At 39.4% G+C, this 16609-nt stretch carries 11 protein-coding genes; 8 read left to right on the forward strand and 3 right to left on the reverse strand.

All coding sequences use genetic code 11. The features are described from left to right. Positions 1–25: 25 nt before the first annotated feature. Together FGD67_RS07325 and FGD67_RS07330 are read left to right on the forward strand one after the other, a co-directional pair. The gene (locus tag FGD67_RS07325) at positions 26–4612 is read left to right on the forward strand and encodes an EAL domain-containing protein (protein ID WP_257174387.1); all 4587 of its coding nucleotides are present in this window, start codon (positions 26–28) and stop codon (positions 4610–4612) included. A 137-nt stretch (positions 4613–4749) separates the two neighbouring features. Next, positions 4750–5061, forward strand: coding sequence for a hypothetical protein (locus FGD67_RS07330; RefSeq protein ID WP_257174388.1), 312 nt, complete (start codon positions 4750–4752; stop codon positions 5059–5061). 222 nt (positions 5062–5283) lie between these two features. Here FGD67_RS07330 and FGD67_RS07335 read toward each other — a convergent pair whose 3' ends face one another. From FGD67_RS07335 to fadI, 3 genes are all read right to left on the reverse strand, one after another. After that, positions 5284–5487, reverse strand: a complete 204-nt coding sequence (locus FGD67_RS07335; RefSeq protein WP_257174389.1) for a hypothetical protein — start codon at positions 5485–5487, stop codon at positions 5284–5286. A gap of 191 nt (positions 5488–5678) precedes the next feature. Continuing rightward, positions 5679–7832 (reverse strand): fatty acid oxidation complex subunit alpha FadJ, encoded by a 2154-nt coding sequence (gene fadJ / locus FGD67_RS07340; RefSeq protein ID WP_257174390.1) that lies wholly within the window; start codon positions 7830–7832, stop codon positions 5679–5681. Further along, on the reverse strand, positions 7832–9139 hold the full coding sequence (fadI, locus tag FGD67_RS07345; protein WP_257174391.1) for an acetyl-CoA C-acyltransferase FadI: 1308 nt from the start codon (positions 9137–9139) through the stop codon (positions 7832–7834). The genes fadJ and fadI overlap by 1 nt, the downstream gene beginning before the upstream one ends. Before the next feature lie 251 nt (positions 9140–9390). Here fadI and FGD67_RS07350 point away from each other — a divergent pair, with 251 nt between their 5' ends. The 6 genes from FGD67_RS07350 to FGD67_RS07375 are packed head-to-tail and all read left to right on the forward strand — an operon-like array spanning position 9391 to position 16489. Next, positions 9391–10347 carry a MoxR family ATPase gene (locus tag FGD67_RS07350; RefSeq protein WP_257174392.1) on the forward strand — a complete coding sequence of 319 codons (957 nt, stop codon included), beginning with the start codon at positions 9391–9393 and terminating at the stop codon, positions 10345–10347. 15 nt (positions 10348–10362) lie between these two features. Further along, a complete protein-coding gene (locus FGD67_RS07355) occupies positions 10363–11382 on the forward strand; it encodes a DUF58 domain-containing protein (RefSeq protein ID WP_257174393.1) in 1020 nt (339 codons plus the stop codon). Further along, positions 11370–11939, forward strand: a complete 570-nt coding sequence (locus FGD67_RS07360) for a DUF4381 domain-containing protein (RefSeq protein ID WP_257174394.1) — start codon at positions 11370–11372, stop codon at positions 11937–11939. The genes FGD67_RS07355 and FGD67_RS07360 overlap by 13 nt, the downstream gene beginning before the upstream one ends. Then, positions 11936–12955, forward strand: a complete 1020-nt coding sequence (locus tag FGD67_RS07365; RefSeq protein ID WP_257174395.1) for a VWA domain-containing protein — start codon at positions 11936–11938, stop codon at positions 12953–12955. The genes FGD67_RS07360 and FGD67_RS07365 overlap by 4 nt, the downstream gene beginning before the upstream one ends. Position 12956: 1 nt before the next feature. Next, entirely contained in the window at positions 12957–14822 is a 1866-nt protein-coding gene (locus tag FGD67_RS07370) for a VWA domain-containing protein (RefSeq protein WP_257174396.1), read from the forward strand. After that, positions 14816–16489, forward strand: a complete 1674-nt coding sequence (locus FGD67_RS07375; protein WP_257174397.1) for a BatD family protein — start codon at positions 14816–14818, stop codon at positions 16487–16489. Before FGD67_RS07370 ends, FGD67_RS07375 begins: the two co-directional genes overlap by 7 nt. Positions 16490–16609 lie beyond the last annotated feature (120 nt).

Raw genomic sequence — 16609 nt, forward strand, 5'->3', positions numbered from 1 at the left:
TTTTCACTACCAAAAGGCTGAGTTAGTGCTATTGCTTTTTTTTAAAAATAAGTTGATTTCTAAATTTTATTTAACCTTTTCCATTTTGGTTATATCAGCTTTACTATCCCTTTCAAGTACAGCTACCGCTGCAGAACACAATATCAATCAGCCTCCCCTAAAGTTTGAAAGTATTTCAATTGCCGAAGGCTTATCGCAAAGCTATGTTTACGACATAGTACAAGATAAAAACGGTTTCATATGGATCGCCACACAAGATGGCTTAAACCGTTATGACGGCAAAAATTTTGTCTACTATCGTCACGATAGTACAAATAGAACTTCAATAGCCGACAATTTTATTCGCAAACTATTTATTGATAATAAAAACCTACTCTGGGTTGGTACAAATGCAGGCTTAAGCCGTTACGATGAAACCTTAGATAGTTTTGAAAACTTTTTTCATCAAACTGATGATAGTAGCTCATTAAAAGACAATGAAATTTGGGATATTTATCAAGATCAGCAAAATAGTATTCTGATCTCGACCAAAACTGGTTTACATAAATATGATGTTGAAAACAAAAATTTCTCTCAAATAAGAATTCGTGGTTTTAATAATGCCTTAAAAGAAATTAAAACCATATATCAAGATAAGAAAGGTAACTATTGGTTAGGCACTTATGATAAGGGGATATTCTTAACCAATAGCGCTATGACGTCTGTGGTATCTTTAAATGCGCAAAATAAGTGGCACCTTAATCTTAACGCTAGTGCACTTTATGACTTAAAGTTTATTGATAACCAATATTGGTTAGGCACTGATAATGGTTTATTTGTTATTTCACAAGATTACCAAATAACCAAGCATTATATAACAAGTAATAATGATAGTAGTTTGAATATACTGTCAAATAAAGTGCGTTCGATTGAGCAATTAAATGACTCAGCCGTTTGGTTGGGTACTCTAAACGGTTTGAATAGTATCAATATACTCACTGATAAGATCACCTCTTATCAAAGCTCACCACATAAAAATGCCTTATCGTTTGATCTTATATTAAAAGTATACAAAGATAACTCAGGTAAAATGTGGATCGGCACTAATGGTGGCGGCATTAACACCTTCAATTCTTTGCAATTAAAGATTAACCACGGTTTATTTAATTATGATGATTCTGGGCAAGCTGTTTATGCTTTTGCTGAAACTTCAGACGGAACGGTTTGGTTTACAACAGATAACGGACAACTCAATAAAATTGCTTCAAACGGAGAAATTAGCCAAGCTATTATTAAAAACAATAAGCCAATTTCACATTTATTTGTTGATGCAAAAGATAATTTTTGGTTAAAAACAGAACCTAATAACCCTTCAGAACCTGGTAATCTATATTATTACCAAACAGATAAAGGCAGCCTGACAGAAAACTATGAATGGCAAGAAAAATCAACAAACAATGACTTTAGTAACTTAATATTGGCAGACGGTAGATTATGGTTTATCGACGAAGCAAAACAATTTTCTTCATTTCATTTAGGTTCTAATAAATTAGAACAAATCGACGATGATAACCAAACCATTTACACTGCAATTAAGTATGATAATAACGATAAATTATGGTTAGCTACAACAGATAATAAAATATTATATTACAGCATATCTTCAAAAAAATTCTCTAACATTATCACAAGCATTCCTGCTAATTTGCAATTTGGCAATATATCAAATATTGGTCTATCAAAAGATTGGATTTGGCTTGGTTCAAGAGGACAAGGCATTGCCCTTTATAATAAAAAAATCAAAACAGTGTCGATAATAAATGAGAGTAACCACTTAAGTAACAACTTTATAGCAGACATTATTGTCGATAACCAACAGATAGCTTGGGTATCTACCAACAGAGGAGTGAATGCTGTCAATCCTAATACCAAAGTGGTAAAAGCATTTAACAAAGACCTGTTATTAGATAACAATGAGTTTATTAGTGATAGTGCTATTTTAACGAAAAACGATACCATTTATTTCGGTGGTATTAATGGTTTTCATTCATTTATCCCGAAAGAATTACTCAGCATAAAGCAAAAATTATCAGCCCCGTATCTCACAAGTATCTTAGTTGCTAACAAAGAGCTTGCTGTTTCAAGTTTAAAACCAAATCAACCTACATTTCCATTCACTTTAAGCAGCTCACCTAACGCACTGAAAGTGCTGAATTTAACACACAGCCAATCCCCATTCAGTATTGAGTTTATTACACCTAATGTAAAATTATTAGGGCATTTAAAATATCGTTATCGTCTTCTTGAGTTAGAAGAAAATTGGATAGATGCTGGTAAAAATAACCAAAGAGCGACATACACTAACCTAAGTCCTGGTGATTATGTTTTTGAAGTGCAAGCACTTGATTTACAGAATAACCAAAAAAGTGCAATAAAATCTCTGAACATTACAATCCTGCCCCCTTGGTGGCTATCTCGTAGTGCCATATTACTTTACAGCCTTATGGCGCTATTAATCATAACCTACATTCTTCAACAAATGCGCCATAAGCGTCTTTATCATCTACAAATAAAGTTAAGTGAAGAACGTCTTAAATTATCGCTCTGGGGTAGTGGTGATGAAATGTGGGATTGGAACATTAAGAAAGGTAAAATATACCGCTCTAATATATGGGGAATACTGGAATTTCCACAAGACGGTAAACGCAATGTCGGTGCCGATCAAACCAATATTCATCAACATGATATCCCAAGAGTTAGAGAAGCGCTAAATCAACATTTTGAAGATAGTAGCCAACATTTCGAAGCTACCTATCGCGTAAAAGACAAAGACGATAAATGGATTTGGGTACTCGATCGCGGCAAAATTGTTGAGCGCGATGAAAAAGACGTTCCAAGTCGAATGACAGGTACCTTAAAAGATATTAGTCAAATTAAGCGTGCCGATGAGCGTTTAAAGCTTTTTGCCAAATGCATTGAGAACATTTCCGACGCGATTGTAATTTATGATCGCAAATTCACTGTCGTCGATGTCAATAAAGCATTTCAGCGCATCACAGGAAAGAATAAACTACAAATGCGCGGCACTCAGCTTAAATTTGAACAATACCCAGATAGTTTTAGCCAGAACATTAAAAAGCACTTAATTACCAAAGGTAACTGGCACGGTGAAATAGAAAACTTACGTGATAATGGTGCGCTCTATTTAACCGATTTAAATATCGATATTATTCGTGATGAAGACGGCAATATCTCACACTTTGTTGGTGTGTTTTCTGATATTACCAAACGTAAGCAAACAGAAGCTGAATTAAGAAAACTTGCCAACTCAGATACATTAACAGGACTACCTAATCGCTCATACTTTCAAGCCAATCTACAACGATTAGTAAAAAATAAAATTCACCATGCTTTATTAGTTTTTGACTTGGATAACTTTAAAAAAGTCAATGATTCTCTAGGCCATGAAGCAGGCGATGTTCTATTATGCAAGGTTGCTGAGCGCATTAGGGGATTAGGGCGAAATCAAGACTCTGTTTATCGTTTAGGGGGAGATGAGTTCAGTTTAATTATCGAAGATACCAACGATATTCATACCATCACCAGTATTGCTAAAGAAGTATTAAAATCAATTGCTCTGCCGCTGAGGCTGAAGAGCCAAGAAATAGTCCTTTATAGTAGCATAGGTATCGTGCTTTACCCTGAAGACGGTACAAACCCACAAGAACTACTTAAAAATGCTGATACGGCGATGTATCATGCGAAAAATGCTGGAGGTAATAAGTATCAATTTTTCAGCGACTCGATGAACAAAGCTGCCGTTAAGCGTTTACAAATCGAGAGTCTTATTCGCCATGGCCTCAAAGAAGATTTCTTTTCCGTGTTCTATCAACCCAAAATTGAAATCGCAACCGGAAAAATAGCCGGTATGGAAGCACTTGTTCGCTTTGAAACCCCAGGTAAAGGTATTATTAGTCCAGCGATTTTTATTCCAGTTTCAGAAGAAACAGGTCAAATTATTGATATTGGTGAAGTGGTATTACGTAAAGCTTGCTTTGCGACTAAGAAATGGGTTGATGCTGGACTTTTTGAAGGTCGAATTGCCGTTAACTTATCGGCAGTTCAGTTTACTCAACCTAACCTAGTCGCCATGATCGCGAGTATTTTAAAAGAAAGTAAACTAGCGGCCAAATACCTTGAATTAGAAATAACAGAAGGTACGGTAATGGATTCACCACAAAAAGCGATTGATACCATGTTGCAAATTCGTGCGATGGGCATCCATTTATCGTTAGATGATTTTGGTACTGGTTATTCTTCACTCGCTTATTTGAAAAAATTCCCTCTCAATACCCTAAAAATTGACAAGGCTTTTGTTGATGACATTGAAACCTCAGAGAAAGGCCGAAACATGGTGGCAACCATCGTCACTATCGCGCACAACTTAGGCATGGCAGTGGTAGCAGAAGGTGTTGAAACCAATCAACAATTAAGCTTTTTGTCTGGCTTACGTTGCGAACAATTGCAAGGTTACTTGTATAGTAAGCCATTACCTGAAAATGACTTTCAAAAATACTTATTATCCTTTCAGATCACCAACAAATCGACATCATTTAGTAAAAATACCATTTAGTGTCGACTTTATGACACTAAATATTCTGCATAAATAATCCATTAAGCGCCTTATAAACAAAGGCCTTTCATTAGTGGCACATTTCTCGCTTATACCTTATTGAATTTCAATTAACTTTAATAATAATAAGGAATAACATGCTTAGTTCAATCATTCTTTCTTTCGCAATGTCTGCGACACCTACTACTGAAATCACCAATGAAGCCTTTATCGTTGAGGAAGTTGGCACAAAGCGTAGTCAAGTAAGAATTGGCACTAAACGTAGCCAAGTTCGTATCAATACTCAAGAGCTCACAGTAGCAGAAATTGGAACCAAACGCAGCCAAGTAAGAATTGGCACTAAACGTAGCCAAGTTCGCATCAACAGCCAAGAATTAGCAGTCGAAGAAGTTGGAACCAAACGCAGTCAAGTAAGAATTGGTACTAAACGTAGTCAAGTTCGTATCTAGGAGCGTTTATGATCAACTTAATCAAATCATTATTTGTGAACAAAGCGACAGAAAACGCGATTGCAGCAGGTATTGAAATTAAAGAAATGCCTGCCAGTACTTGGTGGAGTTAAGCGTTAAGAAGCGCTTAACAGGCAATAAATAGACACTTCGCGACAAGGAAGTTAGCGTGTTTATTTGAACTTTAATCGTTACGTGCAAATAAATCAGGAGTAGTTAAAATTATGCCGAAAATAATAAACAGTCAAAACCAAAGCGCTGATATGTTTTTAAACGTTTATTAATACAAAACATTGGCCAAATAAAAGGGCCAAACATCAAACCAGCCATTGCCCATCGTTTAGCACCCAAGCCACTACTTACCGCCTGACAATAAAAAAATATAGAAAAGACAATACCTAATACGGTTATCAGTAACAAAAACACAGCTTTACCTAGTGAGAGAAATAAAATTTATGCAATATTAGCACTTGCTATATACGCGTATGTTAACAAGTGTAGAGTATTTATTCAAAAAAAAAAGAGGCAACGAATTGCCACTTTTAAAATCAAATATCTGCCAACTTACGGCTAAATTATTCCATTAACGAAACCATTAATCTGCTAATAGCTCACAATTACGAATAATACTTTCCGCCTTGTTCTGCCATTTTCAGCAATGCATCACAAGGCGCAAATCGTTCACCAAATTCAGCTTGCCATTGTCTTAATTTACTGACGAGTGTTGCAGCGCCGATTTTATCCATGTATTGAAATGGTCCGCCAAGAAATGGCGGAAAGCCTATACCGAAAATTGCGCCAATATCACCATCACGGGCATTGCGAATAATCTCTTCATCTAGACAACGAGCGGCTTCATTTAACATCATATAAACACAACGTTCAGCCTGAGCATCAGTAACAGCGGTATTACTTACTTGCAGTCCTAATAAGCTATAAACACTTTCATCAACTAATTTCTTTTTACTCTTGGTATTATATTGATAGAAACCTTTGTTAGCTTTCTTGCCTAAGCGGCCATCATCAATTAATTTTGAAAATGCTGCTGGTGGCGCGAATCTTTCACCTAATTCAGCTTGTAAAATTGGACCAATTTTAGCGCCGACATCAATACCCACTTCATCGAGTAATTGCATAGGACCAACCGGAAAACCAAATTTCATCATCGCTTTATCAAGTGCTTCAATAGAACACCCTTCAAGCAGTAAAATAGCCGCCTCATTCATGTAAGGTGCTAAAATACGATTTACATAAAAGCCGGCCTTATCTTTAACCACAATCGGTGTTTTACCTTGCTTCTTAGCAAATGCTACGGTTGTAGAAATGGTTTGATCCGAGGTTTTATCGTGAGCAATAATTTCTGCTAATGGCATTTTATCCACGGGTGAAAAGTAATGTAGACCTATCACATTTTCAGGACGTAATGCTTTTTCAGCTATTTGGCCAATCGGCAAACTAGACGTGTTACTAGCAAAAATAGTACTTTCTTTACAATGGCTTTCAATATCTGCCACCATATTTTGTTTTAAAGTTAGATCTTCAAATACCGCCTCAACAACAATATCAACATTATTGAAACCGCTATACTGCGTTGTACCCGTTATCAGTGAAAGTTGGCTTTGCATTTCACTGTGGCGCATAAAACGTCGTTTAACTTTTTTGTTTAATAGTTCATAACCATATTTCAAAGCAGAGCTAATACCTTGATGTGAAATATCTTTAATTCTCACTGGTAGTTTAGCTTTAGTCGCGGTAACAAAAGCAATACCACCGCCCATAAGGCCACCACCAAGCACAGCGGCATTGGAAATTTTTGCCGGCGCTACGCCCTCAACACCCTGCTCTTTTTTCATGTCAGTCGTGGCAAAAAATAGCTGTCGAAGTTGTGCTGAAACATCAGACATCACTAGTTGGCCAAAATGATCAGCTTCTACTTGATAGCCCTTTGAAGGAGCCTGTTCAACACCCGCTCGAATACAGTCAATAATTTTTAACGGTGCAGGATAGTTACCCTTCGTTTTTCCTAGGACAGTTTTTGTTGCTTGACTAAATACAATGCTACGACCCACACCGTTACCTTCAAGCAGCTTGTCCATCAATGATAACTTACGAGCTTTTGGCTTAACTTTACCAGAAAGCGCTAACTTCTCAGCCGTTGCAAGTAACACACTGTTGGGTACTACATCATTTACTAAACCGGCTTTTAATGCCTGCTTAGCGCGAAGTTGCTTACCGGTAAGCATCATATCTAATGACTTTTGAATACCTACACGTTTCGGCAATCGTTGTGTGCCACCACCACCAGGCAGTAGGCCTAATTGTACTTCAGGCAAACCTAAAGCGGTTTTAGGGCTATCGCTACAAACAATGGCATGACATGCCATCGCAAGCTCTAAACCACCACCTAAACAAGCGCCATGAACCGCAGCAACAACTGGAATTGATAAATTCTCTAGCTGATCAAAAATAATTTGCCCTTGACGCGACAAAGCTGTTGCTTCAGCAGCTGAGGTGCAATTTGCTAGCATATGTACATCAGCGCCAGCGACAAAAGAATCAGCTTTACCACTCACTAAAACTAAGCCATTAATACTTTTATCTTCGCGTATTTCTTTTAATATTTCAGCAATTTCATCAGAAAACTCAGCCTTTAGCGTATTCATGGTGTCGCCTTTAACATCCATGATCAAATGTGCTATGCCATTTTCTTGGCGCACTAAACTAAAGGTATTATTGTTTTCTTGTTGAACTACTTCTGTTACATCAGTCATTAATCTGTCTCCACGATCATAGCCGCACCTAAACCACCTGCAGCACAAGCAGTCGTTAAACCAACCCCACCACCACGACGATTTAATTCATTCAATGTTTGCACAATTAAGCGCGTGCCCGTTGCAGCAAAAGGATGACCGTAAGCGAGTGAGCCACCCATAACATTAAACTTGTCCATATCAATTTCACCAATGGCTTTGTCTTGACCAAGATGTGTTTGCGCAAACTTGTTACTACCAAACATTTTAACATTGGCCAGTGCTTGCGCAGCAAACGCTTCATGCATTTCAATTAAGTCAAGATCGGCTAAATTCATGCCAGCGCGTTGCAAAGCAATTGGCGAAGCAAAACTAGGCCCCATCAACATATCTTCCCAAACATCAATAGCGGCAAAACCATAGCTACGAATATAACCTAATGGTTTATAACCTAATTCTTTTGCTCGCCCTTCACGCATCATCAAAATTGCTGACGCACCATCAGTTAACGGCGTACTTGTTGCCGCAGTGACCGTACCATGCTTACGATCAAAGACGGGACGAAGCTTAGCGTAACTGGCTAATTCTGAGTTTTCACGAATGCAATTATCTTTAGAAATAAAGGTTTTATAAGGTTCGCAATGCGCAGTCATTACCTCACCATCAAGCTTGCCTTCTTGCCAACTTTTCGTCGCAAGCGTGTGCGAACGATGCGCTAATGCATCTTGTGCTTCACGCGTAATACCGTGAGTTTTTGCCATTTGCTCGGCAGTTTGTCCCATTGAAAGGCCGGTAGAGTATTCGGCAACGGCAGGAGGAACAGGTAAAATATCTTTAAAGTTAAGTTGACGTATTAACGCCATTTTAGCGCCAAATGAACGGGCTTTACTTAAATCAAGTAAGGTACGAGCAAATTTCTTTGATACGCCAACAGGAGCAACTGATGTTGAATCTGCACCACCAGCAACACCAACATCAACAAAACCGGCCATAATCGACTCAGCAATATTAACCGTTGATTGGAAACTCGTCGCACAAGCTCTAGATACACTGTAAGCATCAGTATGAGTATTCATGCCGGTGCCTAAGACGATTTCACGAGCAATATTTGGCGCTTCGGGCATTTGCACAACTTGACCAAAAACAAGTTGATCAATAATTTTAGGATCAACATCATGTTTTTTAAGTAATTCGTTAACTACTATTTTTCCTAAATCGACCGCAGGTACACCATGAAAAGCGGTTGCTTGTTTAGCAAACGGTGTGCGCAATCCTGCAACAACCGCAATACGCTCTCCACTGCCTGTTATTAATTTTGATTTTGTCATTTTTGTTTCCATTTTGTGGCAATACTCAAGAGGTCTGACCTCTTTGACTTAAGATAATTCTAACGATATATAGAAATAATTCAATGCTTAGCTAACAAAATTTGAGCAAATTAATGCCAAGGTACTAAAAAGCTAAAGAAAACCCCCGACAATTTTGTCATTATGGTTGTTTTTGTTAAACATGAACCTTATATCAATTTATGGGTCAGACCTGCTGACTAAAATTTTATAATCAATAAGAACGATAAACTATGGCTATTGAACATTTTTCATCATTAAAAGAACACTTATCCTCGCAAATTATCGGACAGCACGCGCTGGTTGAAAACTTACTCATCGCACTTTTAGCGAATGGTCATCTTATTGTAGAAGGTCCTCCAGGTTTAGCAAAAACGCGTGCCGTTAATGCCTTAGCCCAAGGCCTAGAAGCCGACTTTCACCGCGTTCAATTTACGCCTGATCTACTACCAGCAGATTTAACCGGCACAGATATTTACCGCCCTGAAGATGGTACATTTGTATTTCAACCGGGGCCACTATTTCGTAACTTAGTGCTCGCAGATGAAATTAACCGTGCGCCAGCCAAAGTTCAGTCGGCTTTACTAGAAGCGATGGCAGAAGGCCAAATTACCGTTGGTCGCAATACTTACCCATTGCCTGAACTATTTTTAGTTATGGCAACACAAAACCCCATCGAGCAAGAAGGGACTTACCCATTACCCGAAGCACAACTCGATCGCTTTTTAATGCATGTGGAAATTGATTACCCTGATGCAGCCAGCGAATTAGAAATTTTAAAACTTAACCGTGGCGAAGCTTTAAAAGTAGAAAAACAAGCAGTAAAAGAAATCACACAGGCCGATATTTTCGCCGCTCGCGAACAAGTGATGCAAATTCACATGGCGCCAGCGGTAGAAAATTATATTGTTGATCTCATTATGGCGACACGTAACCCTGAAAAATATGACGATAAATTAAAACAATGGCTTGCTTACGGCGCCAGTCCACGTGCGACTATTGCCCTTGACCGCTGCGCACGTGCACGCGCTTGGTTAAATAATCGCGACTTTGTTAGCCCTGAAGATGTACAAGCGGTTTTTCATAATGTCTTACGTCATCGTATCTTAATGACCTATCAAGCAGAAGCTGAGGGTATCAGTAGTAATCAACTGCTTGATCATTTACTCAGCCTAGTGGCGGTTGCCTAAGCGCAAAATAACGTTATGTGGTTTACTCAAAAAAAATCAACCGAGCAAGACAATCCACAAGTTTTGCTTGATGAACTTGATAGTAATGGCATTGACTTAACCATTGAAGAGCTAATTCGATATCAGACTAAAAGCTCGCTGATTAACTTAGCAGCAGCAAAAAGCTTGCATGGTAAAATGTCCGGTAATTACCTCGCCCGTAGCAAAGGCCGGGGCATGGAGTTTGACGAAGTACGTCACTACCAAAATGGCGATGATATTCGCGCCATAGATTGGCGGGTAACTGCGCGTACCGGTCAAACTCACACAAAATTATTTCGTGAAGAAATTGAGCGCCCGGTGCTTATTGCCAGTGATTTAAGCACCAGTATGTTTTTTGGCAGCCGTTTACTGTTTAAATCCGTGCAAGCTGCACATGTCGCGGCATTAGTCGCTTGGCATGCTAAGTCACGTGGCGATCGTATTGGCGGCGTGGTGTTTAACCAATATGCTCATACCGAATTAAAGCCCCGTAGTAGACAACAAGGCGTATTACATTATTTACATGCGCTAGTCGAAAGCCACGCAAACTCTGCCATTAAATCAACAGAGGCATTAGATCACCAGCAAGCAAAACTCGCTTTTGAACAAAACTGTGCACGTTTACGTCAACTCGCTAAACCTGGAAGTTTAGTGTACTTAATCACCGATGGTTACAACCTCACTGATGAAGCCGTGCGACATTTAGCCAATATTAGCCGCCACTGTGAATTAGTGGTGTGTTTAATTAGCGATCCTCTAGAGCAACAATTACCTGAGAGTAAAAGTAAAATCAGCGTTGCTATTACTAACGGTACAGATAATGATGGCGATGATCGCCAACAGCTTATTTTAGGTGATAAAGCAATAGCTGAGCAATATCATCAACAAGCCATGGCCTTAAATAGCACCATGGAAGAAAAGTTAACTAAAGCCGGCGCTAGACTATTGCACTTCTGCGCTAGTGAAGCACTTGAAACTCAATTAAATCGCGGAGTAGCGTCATGGATCCGTTAGCACAGTTAAATGATATTCATCTGCCGGAAAATATACACAGTTATCCTATTGCACCAGGTTGGTGGCTTTTAGTTGCACTTATATTGGCATTGATTATTTATGGCTCTGTTAAGTTACGACAATACATAACTAAACGTAAAAACCAAAAAAGTGCCCTAAAACAACTTTCGCCAAATGCCGATGTCGGCACGGTTGTTACCTTACTAAAATGGGCAGCATTACAGTATTTTCCACGTCAAACAGTGGCAAATTTAACCGGCGAGCACTTTAAAAGCTTTTTAACCACAACCTTGCCTACTAAGTATCAAGCTGATTTTTCTAAACTCAGTGCTGATTATTTTACCTCGGCTTATCAACACCAAGCCGGCAGTAAAGCGTCAGCAGAGTTTCATCAAGCAGCAAAACTATGGCTTAACCATGCCTTACCACCGCAAAAAAATGTGATAAGTACGTTAACACCTATGCCTGAACAAGCCGATTTAACCAGTAAAAATAACACAATTTCATCAGCTAGCTCTTCACCACAACTGACTGAGCGTAATGGAGTAAAGTCATGATCCATTTTGATTTTATTTGGGCTTTAATCGCCCTGCCTTTACCCTTACTTGTTTATTGGCTACCCGCTAAAAAACAAATACAAGCCGCGCCATTGAGAATGCCGACCGTAGTTAAAGGTGTGCAAGCACAAGATTTTGCGCCCGAAAAGAAAAAAACATCCTTAGTCATCTTAAGCCTTATCTGGCTTCTAGTGGTATTTGCTAGCACTCAACCGCAATGGCTAGGTGAGGCAGTAAATGTACCAACAGAAGGTCGCGAAATGATGATTGCGGTTGATCTATCTGGCAGTATGCAAGTTGAAGACATGACGCTTAATGGTCGCAGTGTCAATCGCCTTGATATGCTAAAAGTACTATTGGGCGAGTTCATTGAACGACGTAATGGCGACAGACTCGGTTTGATCTTATTTGGCGATGATGCTTATATGCAAACGCCCATGACCTTTGACCGCAAAACCGTACAACAAATGCTAGATGAAACCGTGCTAGGTTTAGTGGGTAAACAAACCGCTATTGGTGATGCAATTGCGCTTGCCGTTAAACGTTTCGATGAAAAGAAAGACTCGAACCGCGTTTTACTATTATTGACTGATGGCCAAAATACGGCGGGGAAGATCACCCCAGAACAAGCGCTTGAATTGGCCGTAGCAAAACACATCACTATTTACTCTATCGGTATCGGCGCCGATGTTATGATCCAAAACTCATTATTTGGTGCTCGTCGTGTTAACCCTTCAAGTGAACTTGATGAAGAGTCTTTGCAGCGCCTTGCTGATGAAACCGGTGGTTATTATTTCCGTGCCCGCGCCAGTGAAGACATGAGCAAAATATACCAACTATTGGACGAACTTGAACCGGTAGAACAAGAACAGCAACAAATGCGACCATTAACCGCTCTGTACTACTGGCCTCTAGGTCTAGCGCTATTGATAAGTTTAGTAACCTTGCTCAGCAAAACCGTTTCCAATGGTTATTTTTTCACACCAAGCAATAAAACGTCAGGAGCGAAGCACTAATATGGCTGACTTTCATTTTATTCGCCCACTGTGGCTACTCGCGCTTATCGTCTTAATAGTCATGCTATTGATGCTAAAAAAGCTGCGTATTAAGCAATCAGGCTGGCAACAACTTTTACCAGCACACTTAGCGAAAGTATTAGTACAAGGTAATAGTAAGGCTAAGTCCAGTTCACTAGCGCTGCCATTTTTAATTGGCTTACTGTCAATTATAGCAATGGCAGGTCCTAGTTGGCAGAAACTACCACAACCGGTATACCAAGTCGCACAAGGCTCAGTGCTAATCATGGATATGTCATATTCAATGTATGCGACCGACGTTGCGCCTAATCGCCTAACACGTGCTCGCTACAAGGCGATAGATTTACTCGACAGTATCAATGAAGGCGAAGTTGGGCTTATTGCCTACGCAGGCGATGCCTTTAGTATTAGTCCGCTGACCGATGATAGCAACAATATCAAATTGTTATTGCCGTCATTAAGCCCAGAGCTGATGCCAGCATTAGGCAGTAATCCGATATCAGCGCTAGCCTTAGCCAATGAAATGCTAGTGAATGCTGGCCATAATAGCGGTGATATTTATTGGTTTACTGACGGTGTCGATAATATTGATATTCAAGACATCACCCAATGGTCACGTGAGCATCCCTATCGCCTAAATATACTCGGCGTTGGTACAAAAGCAGGTGCGCCCATTAAGCTCAGTAATGGCGAGTTAATGAAAGACGACAACGGTGCCATTATTATTCCCAAGTTAACAGAAAAGTTACTCCAAGGGCTTGCCGCACGTGGCAAAGGTAACTACACCACGCTAACACATAATAATAAAGATATTGAAAAACTGACCACTAAGCCACTACTTAACGACACAGAGCAAACTAAAGAAAGTGATAATACTGGCGATCAATGGCAAGAATTTGGTCCTTACTTGTTATTACTCGTTTTACCTATGTTACTAAGTTACTTTAGACGTGGTGCACTTATGGCTACTTTACCCTTTGCCTTACTATTAATTCCTAATCATCAAGCCCAAGCTAATGTTTGGCAAGATTTATGGAAAACCAAAGATCAGCAAGGCCAAGCGCATTTTAATAAAGAACAATACCAACAAGCGGCTGAACAATTTAACGACCCACTTTGGCAAGGTAGTGCACACTATAAGGCAGGAGATTACGAGCAAGCATTATCTGCTTATCAGCAAGTTGATAGTGCTGAATCTTTGTATAACCAAGGTAACGCTTTAGCAAAATTACAAAAACTTGATGAGGCAATAGCCGCTTACAATCAGGCTTTACAACTTGATCCTAACTTAACCGATGCACAAGACAACAAAGCTATTCTTGAGCAATTAAAACAACAACAAGAAAATCAAGAACAGCAATCTGGCGACGACCAACAACAAGATAAAAACCAAGACCAACAAGACCAGCAACAAAATGGTGATGATCAAAATGGTGAAAACCAAGAGAGTCAGGATAGTGAAAGTCAACCGAGCGAGCAGCAATCCCAAAACTCAGCACAAGAAGATAAAAATCAGCAAAGTGATACCTCAGAACAAAGTAATGAAGATCAGCAGCAAGAGCAAAACGATCAACAGCAAGCTGAAAGTGATAAGCAAAAAGCAGCAGAACAACAGCAAGCCAAAGATGCTCAGCAAGCAAATGAATCAGAAGCAGCACCTGAAGAGCAAAGTGCTCAAGCTCAAGCAATGGCAGAGCAATTAGCCAAAGAAACCGAACAAAAACATCAACAATTACTCAATAAAGTCACTGACGATCCTTACATGTTACTAAGAAATAAAATGCAATTAGAGTATCAAAAACGTCATCAAGATCGCCGAAATATAGGAGTTAAGAAAAAGTGGTAAGAGTTATAATTTCTCTGTTAGCTATTTTATTATCACTTAATAGCTACGCATTAACCAAAGTCAGTGCTAGCGTTGATAAAAACCCAGTAGTTGTCAACGAGTCGTTAATATTAACCGTGACCGCAGATGATGACGTTAACAGTAACGCATTAGATACTTCTGCCCTACTCGGTGACTTTATTGTTGGCAGAACATCGGTTAGCTCACAAACTAGCATGGTAAATTTTAATACCTCGCGCACCACAACTTGGACAACCGTATTAATACCGCGTAAGTCAGGTGAGTTGCTTATACCAGTATTTACTATTGACGGCATTCAAACCCAAGCTATCGCGATTAAAGCACTCGAAGCCAGTCAATTACCGGCCTCTAGCCAACAAGATTTATTTATTACCACGCAAGCTTCAGCCACCGACATTTACGTTCAGCAACAAATAACTCTGAAAGTAAAATTACATTTTGCCGCTGAGTTAAAAAGAGGTAGCTTAACCGAGCCAACCTTAGCTGGTGCAAACATTTTACAAATCGGTCAAGATAAAGAATCAGAAAACATTATTAATGGCAAACGTTACCGTATCATCGAGCGAGTTTATGCTATTAGCCCGCAACAAAGTGGCGAAGTAATCTTAAAATCACCGGTTTTTTCCGGAGAGATTATTGTACCTTCTTCAAGACGTTCAAACTTTTTAAGTTTCGCTGATACTAAGCCTGTCAGTGTTATTGGTGATGATATTGCTTTAACGATTAAAGCAATTCCGGCGCAAGTCAGTGGTCCATGGTTACCGAGTGAACTACTTGCCATGCATCAAGAATGGCAACCTGAACCCGCTCAATTTAAAGTTGGCGAGCCAATCACGCGAACTATTACATTAACCGCAGCAGGTCTATCAGAAGAACAATTACCTGAAATCACCATGACTATGCCACAAGGATTAAAAGTATACCCCGATCAAGCCGAGCTACACACAGGTCTTAATAATGAACGTTTAGTCAGCCAAAAAGTGGTTAACTTTGCTATCGTCGCTAGTAAAGCTGGTGAATATCAGTTACCAGAAATAACCATTAACTGGTGGAATACGATTACCAATAAAGCTGAGATTGCTAAAATTCCGGGGCAAAAAATCACTATATTACCTAACGCTGATTTAGCGCCGAGCATCACAGCAAAACCGTTAAGCAATAACGCAACTCAATTGACAGCAGCGCCAGCACCACAAACGGTAATAGTTCAGCAAAACAGTTTTTGGCAGTGGCTATTTCTCGCTTTATGGTTGCTGACCTCACTCGCTTGGTTTGTCTCAGCTAAATGGTCTTTTAAAGCGAAACAGAAGTTTGATAATAAGAATACAGACGTTAATAGTGCATATCTTGCATTATTAGCGGCATGTAAACAAAATGATGGTGAGGCAGCATTAGCTAACTTACTGCCTTGGGCACAATCACAGTCATCAGACAACAAAGACAAAGCCTCGTTAACGACCTTAGATTCTCTACACGGTTATTTTAACGACAAAGCCCTTTCTGAGGCTATCATTGCCTTACAACAAAGTTACTATGGTAAACAACCAAGCCCATGGGTAGGCCAAAGCTTACTTAACGCAGTACAAACTTTGCATAAAAAACATCATCATAAATCATCAAGCACTAAGGTGACCATTAACCCATAAGTAATTAAATCGTCACTCAATGGGGAAAGAGAAATCAAACTATGCAGACAAAATGATGTTCCGTTTCAGTGAACATCATTGGTCTGCAATCCCCTTAGACAAAAGCCATTAAAATCTCCT

The organism is Colwellia sp. M166, assembly GCF_024585285.1.
Taxonomy (GTDB): Bacteria; Pseudomonadota; Gammaproteobacteria; order Enterobacterales; family Alteromonadaceae; genus Cognaticolwellia.

Bases quoted from the DNA above. Each gene is read 5' to 3' on its own strand.
- FGD67_RS07330 (WP_257174388.1), top strand. From the start codon at position 4,750: ATGCTTAGTTCAATCATTCTTTCTTTCGCAATGTCTGCGACACCTACT.
- FGD67_RS07360 (WP_257174394.1), top strand. From the start codon at position 11,370: ATGGATCCGTTAGCACAGTTAAATGATATTCATCTGCCGGAAAATATA.
- FGD67_RS07355 (WP_257174393.1), top strand. From the start codon at position 10,363: ATGTGGTTTACTCAAAAAAAATCAACCGAGCAAGACAATCCACAAGTT.
- fadI (WP_257174391.1), bottom strand. From the start codon at position 9,139: ATGACAAAATCAAAATTAATAACAGGCAGTGGAGAGCGTATTGCGGTT.
- FGD67_RS07365 (WP_257174395.1), top strand. From the start codon at position 11,936: ATGATCCATTTTGATTTTATTTGGGCTTTAATCGCCCTGCCTTTACCC.
- FGD67_RS07350 (WP_257174392.1), top strand. From the start codon at position 9,391: ATGGCTATTGAACATTTTTCATCATTAAAAGAACACTTATCCTCGCAA.
- FGD67_RS07370 (WP_257174396.1), top strand. From the start codon at position 12,957: ATGGCTGACTTTCATTTTATTCGCCCACTGTGGCTACTCGCGCTTATC.
- fadJ (WP_257174390.1), bottom strand. From the start codon at position 7,832: ATGACTGATGTAACAGAAGTAGTTCAACAAGAAAACAATAATACCTTT.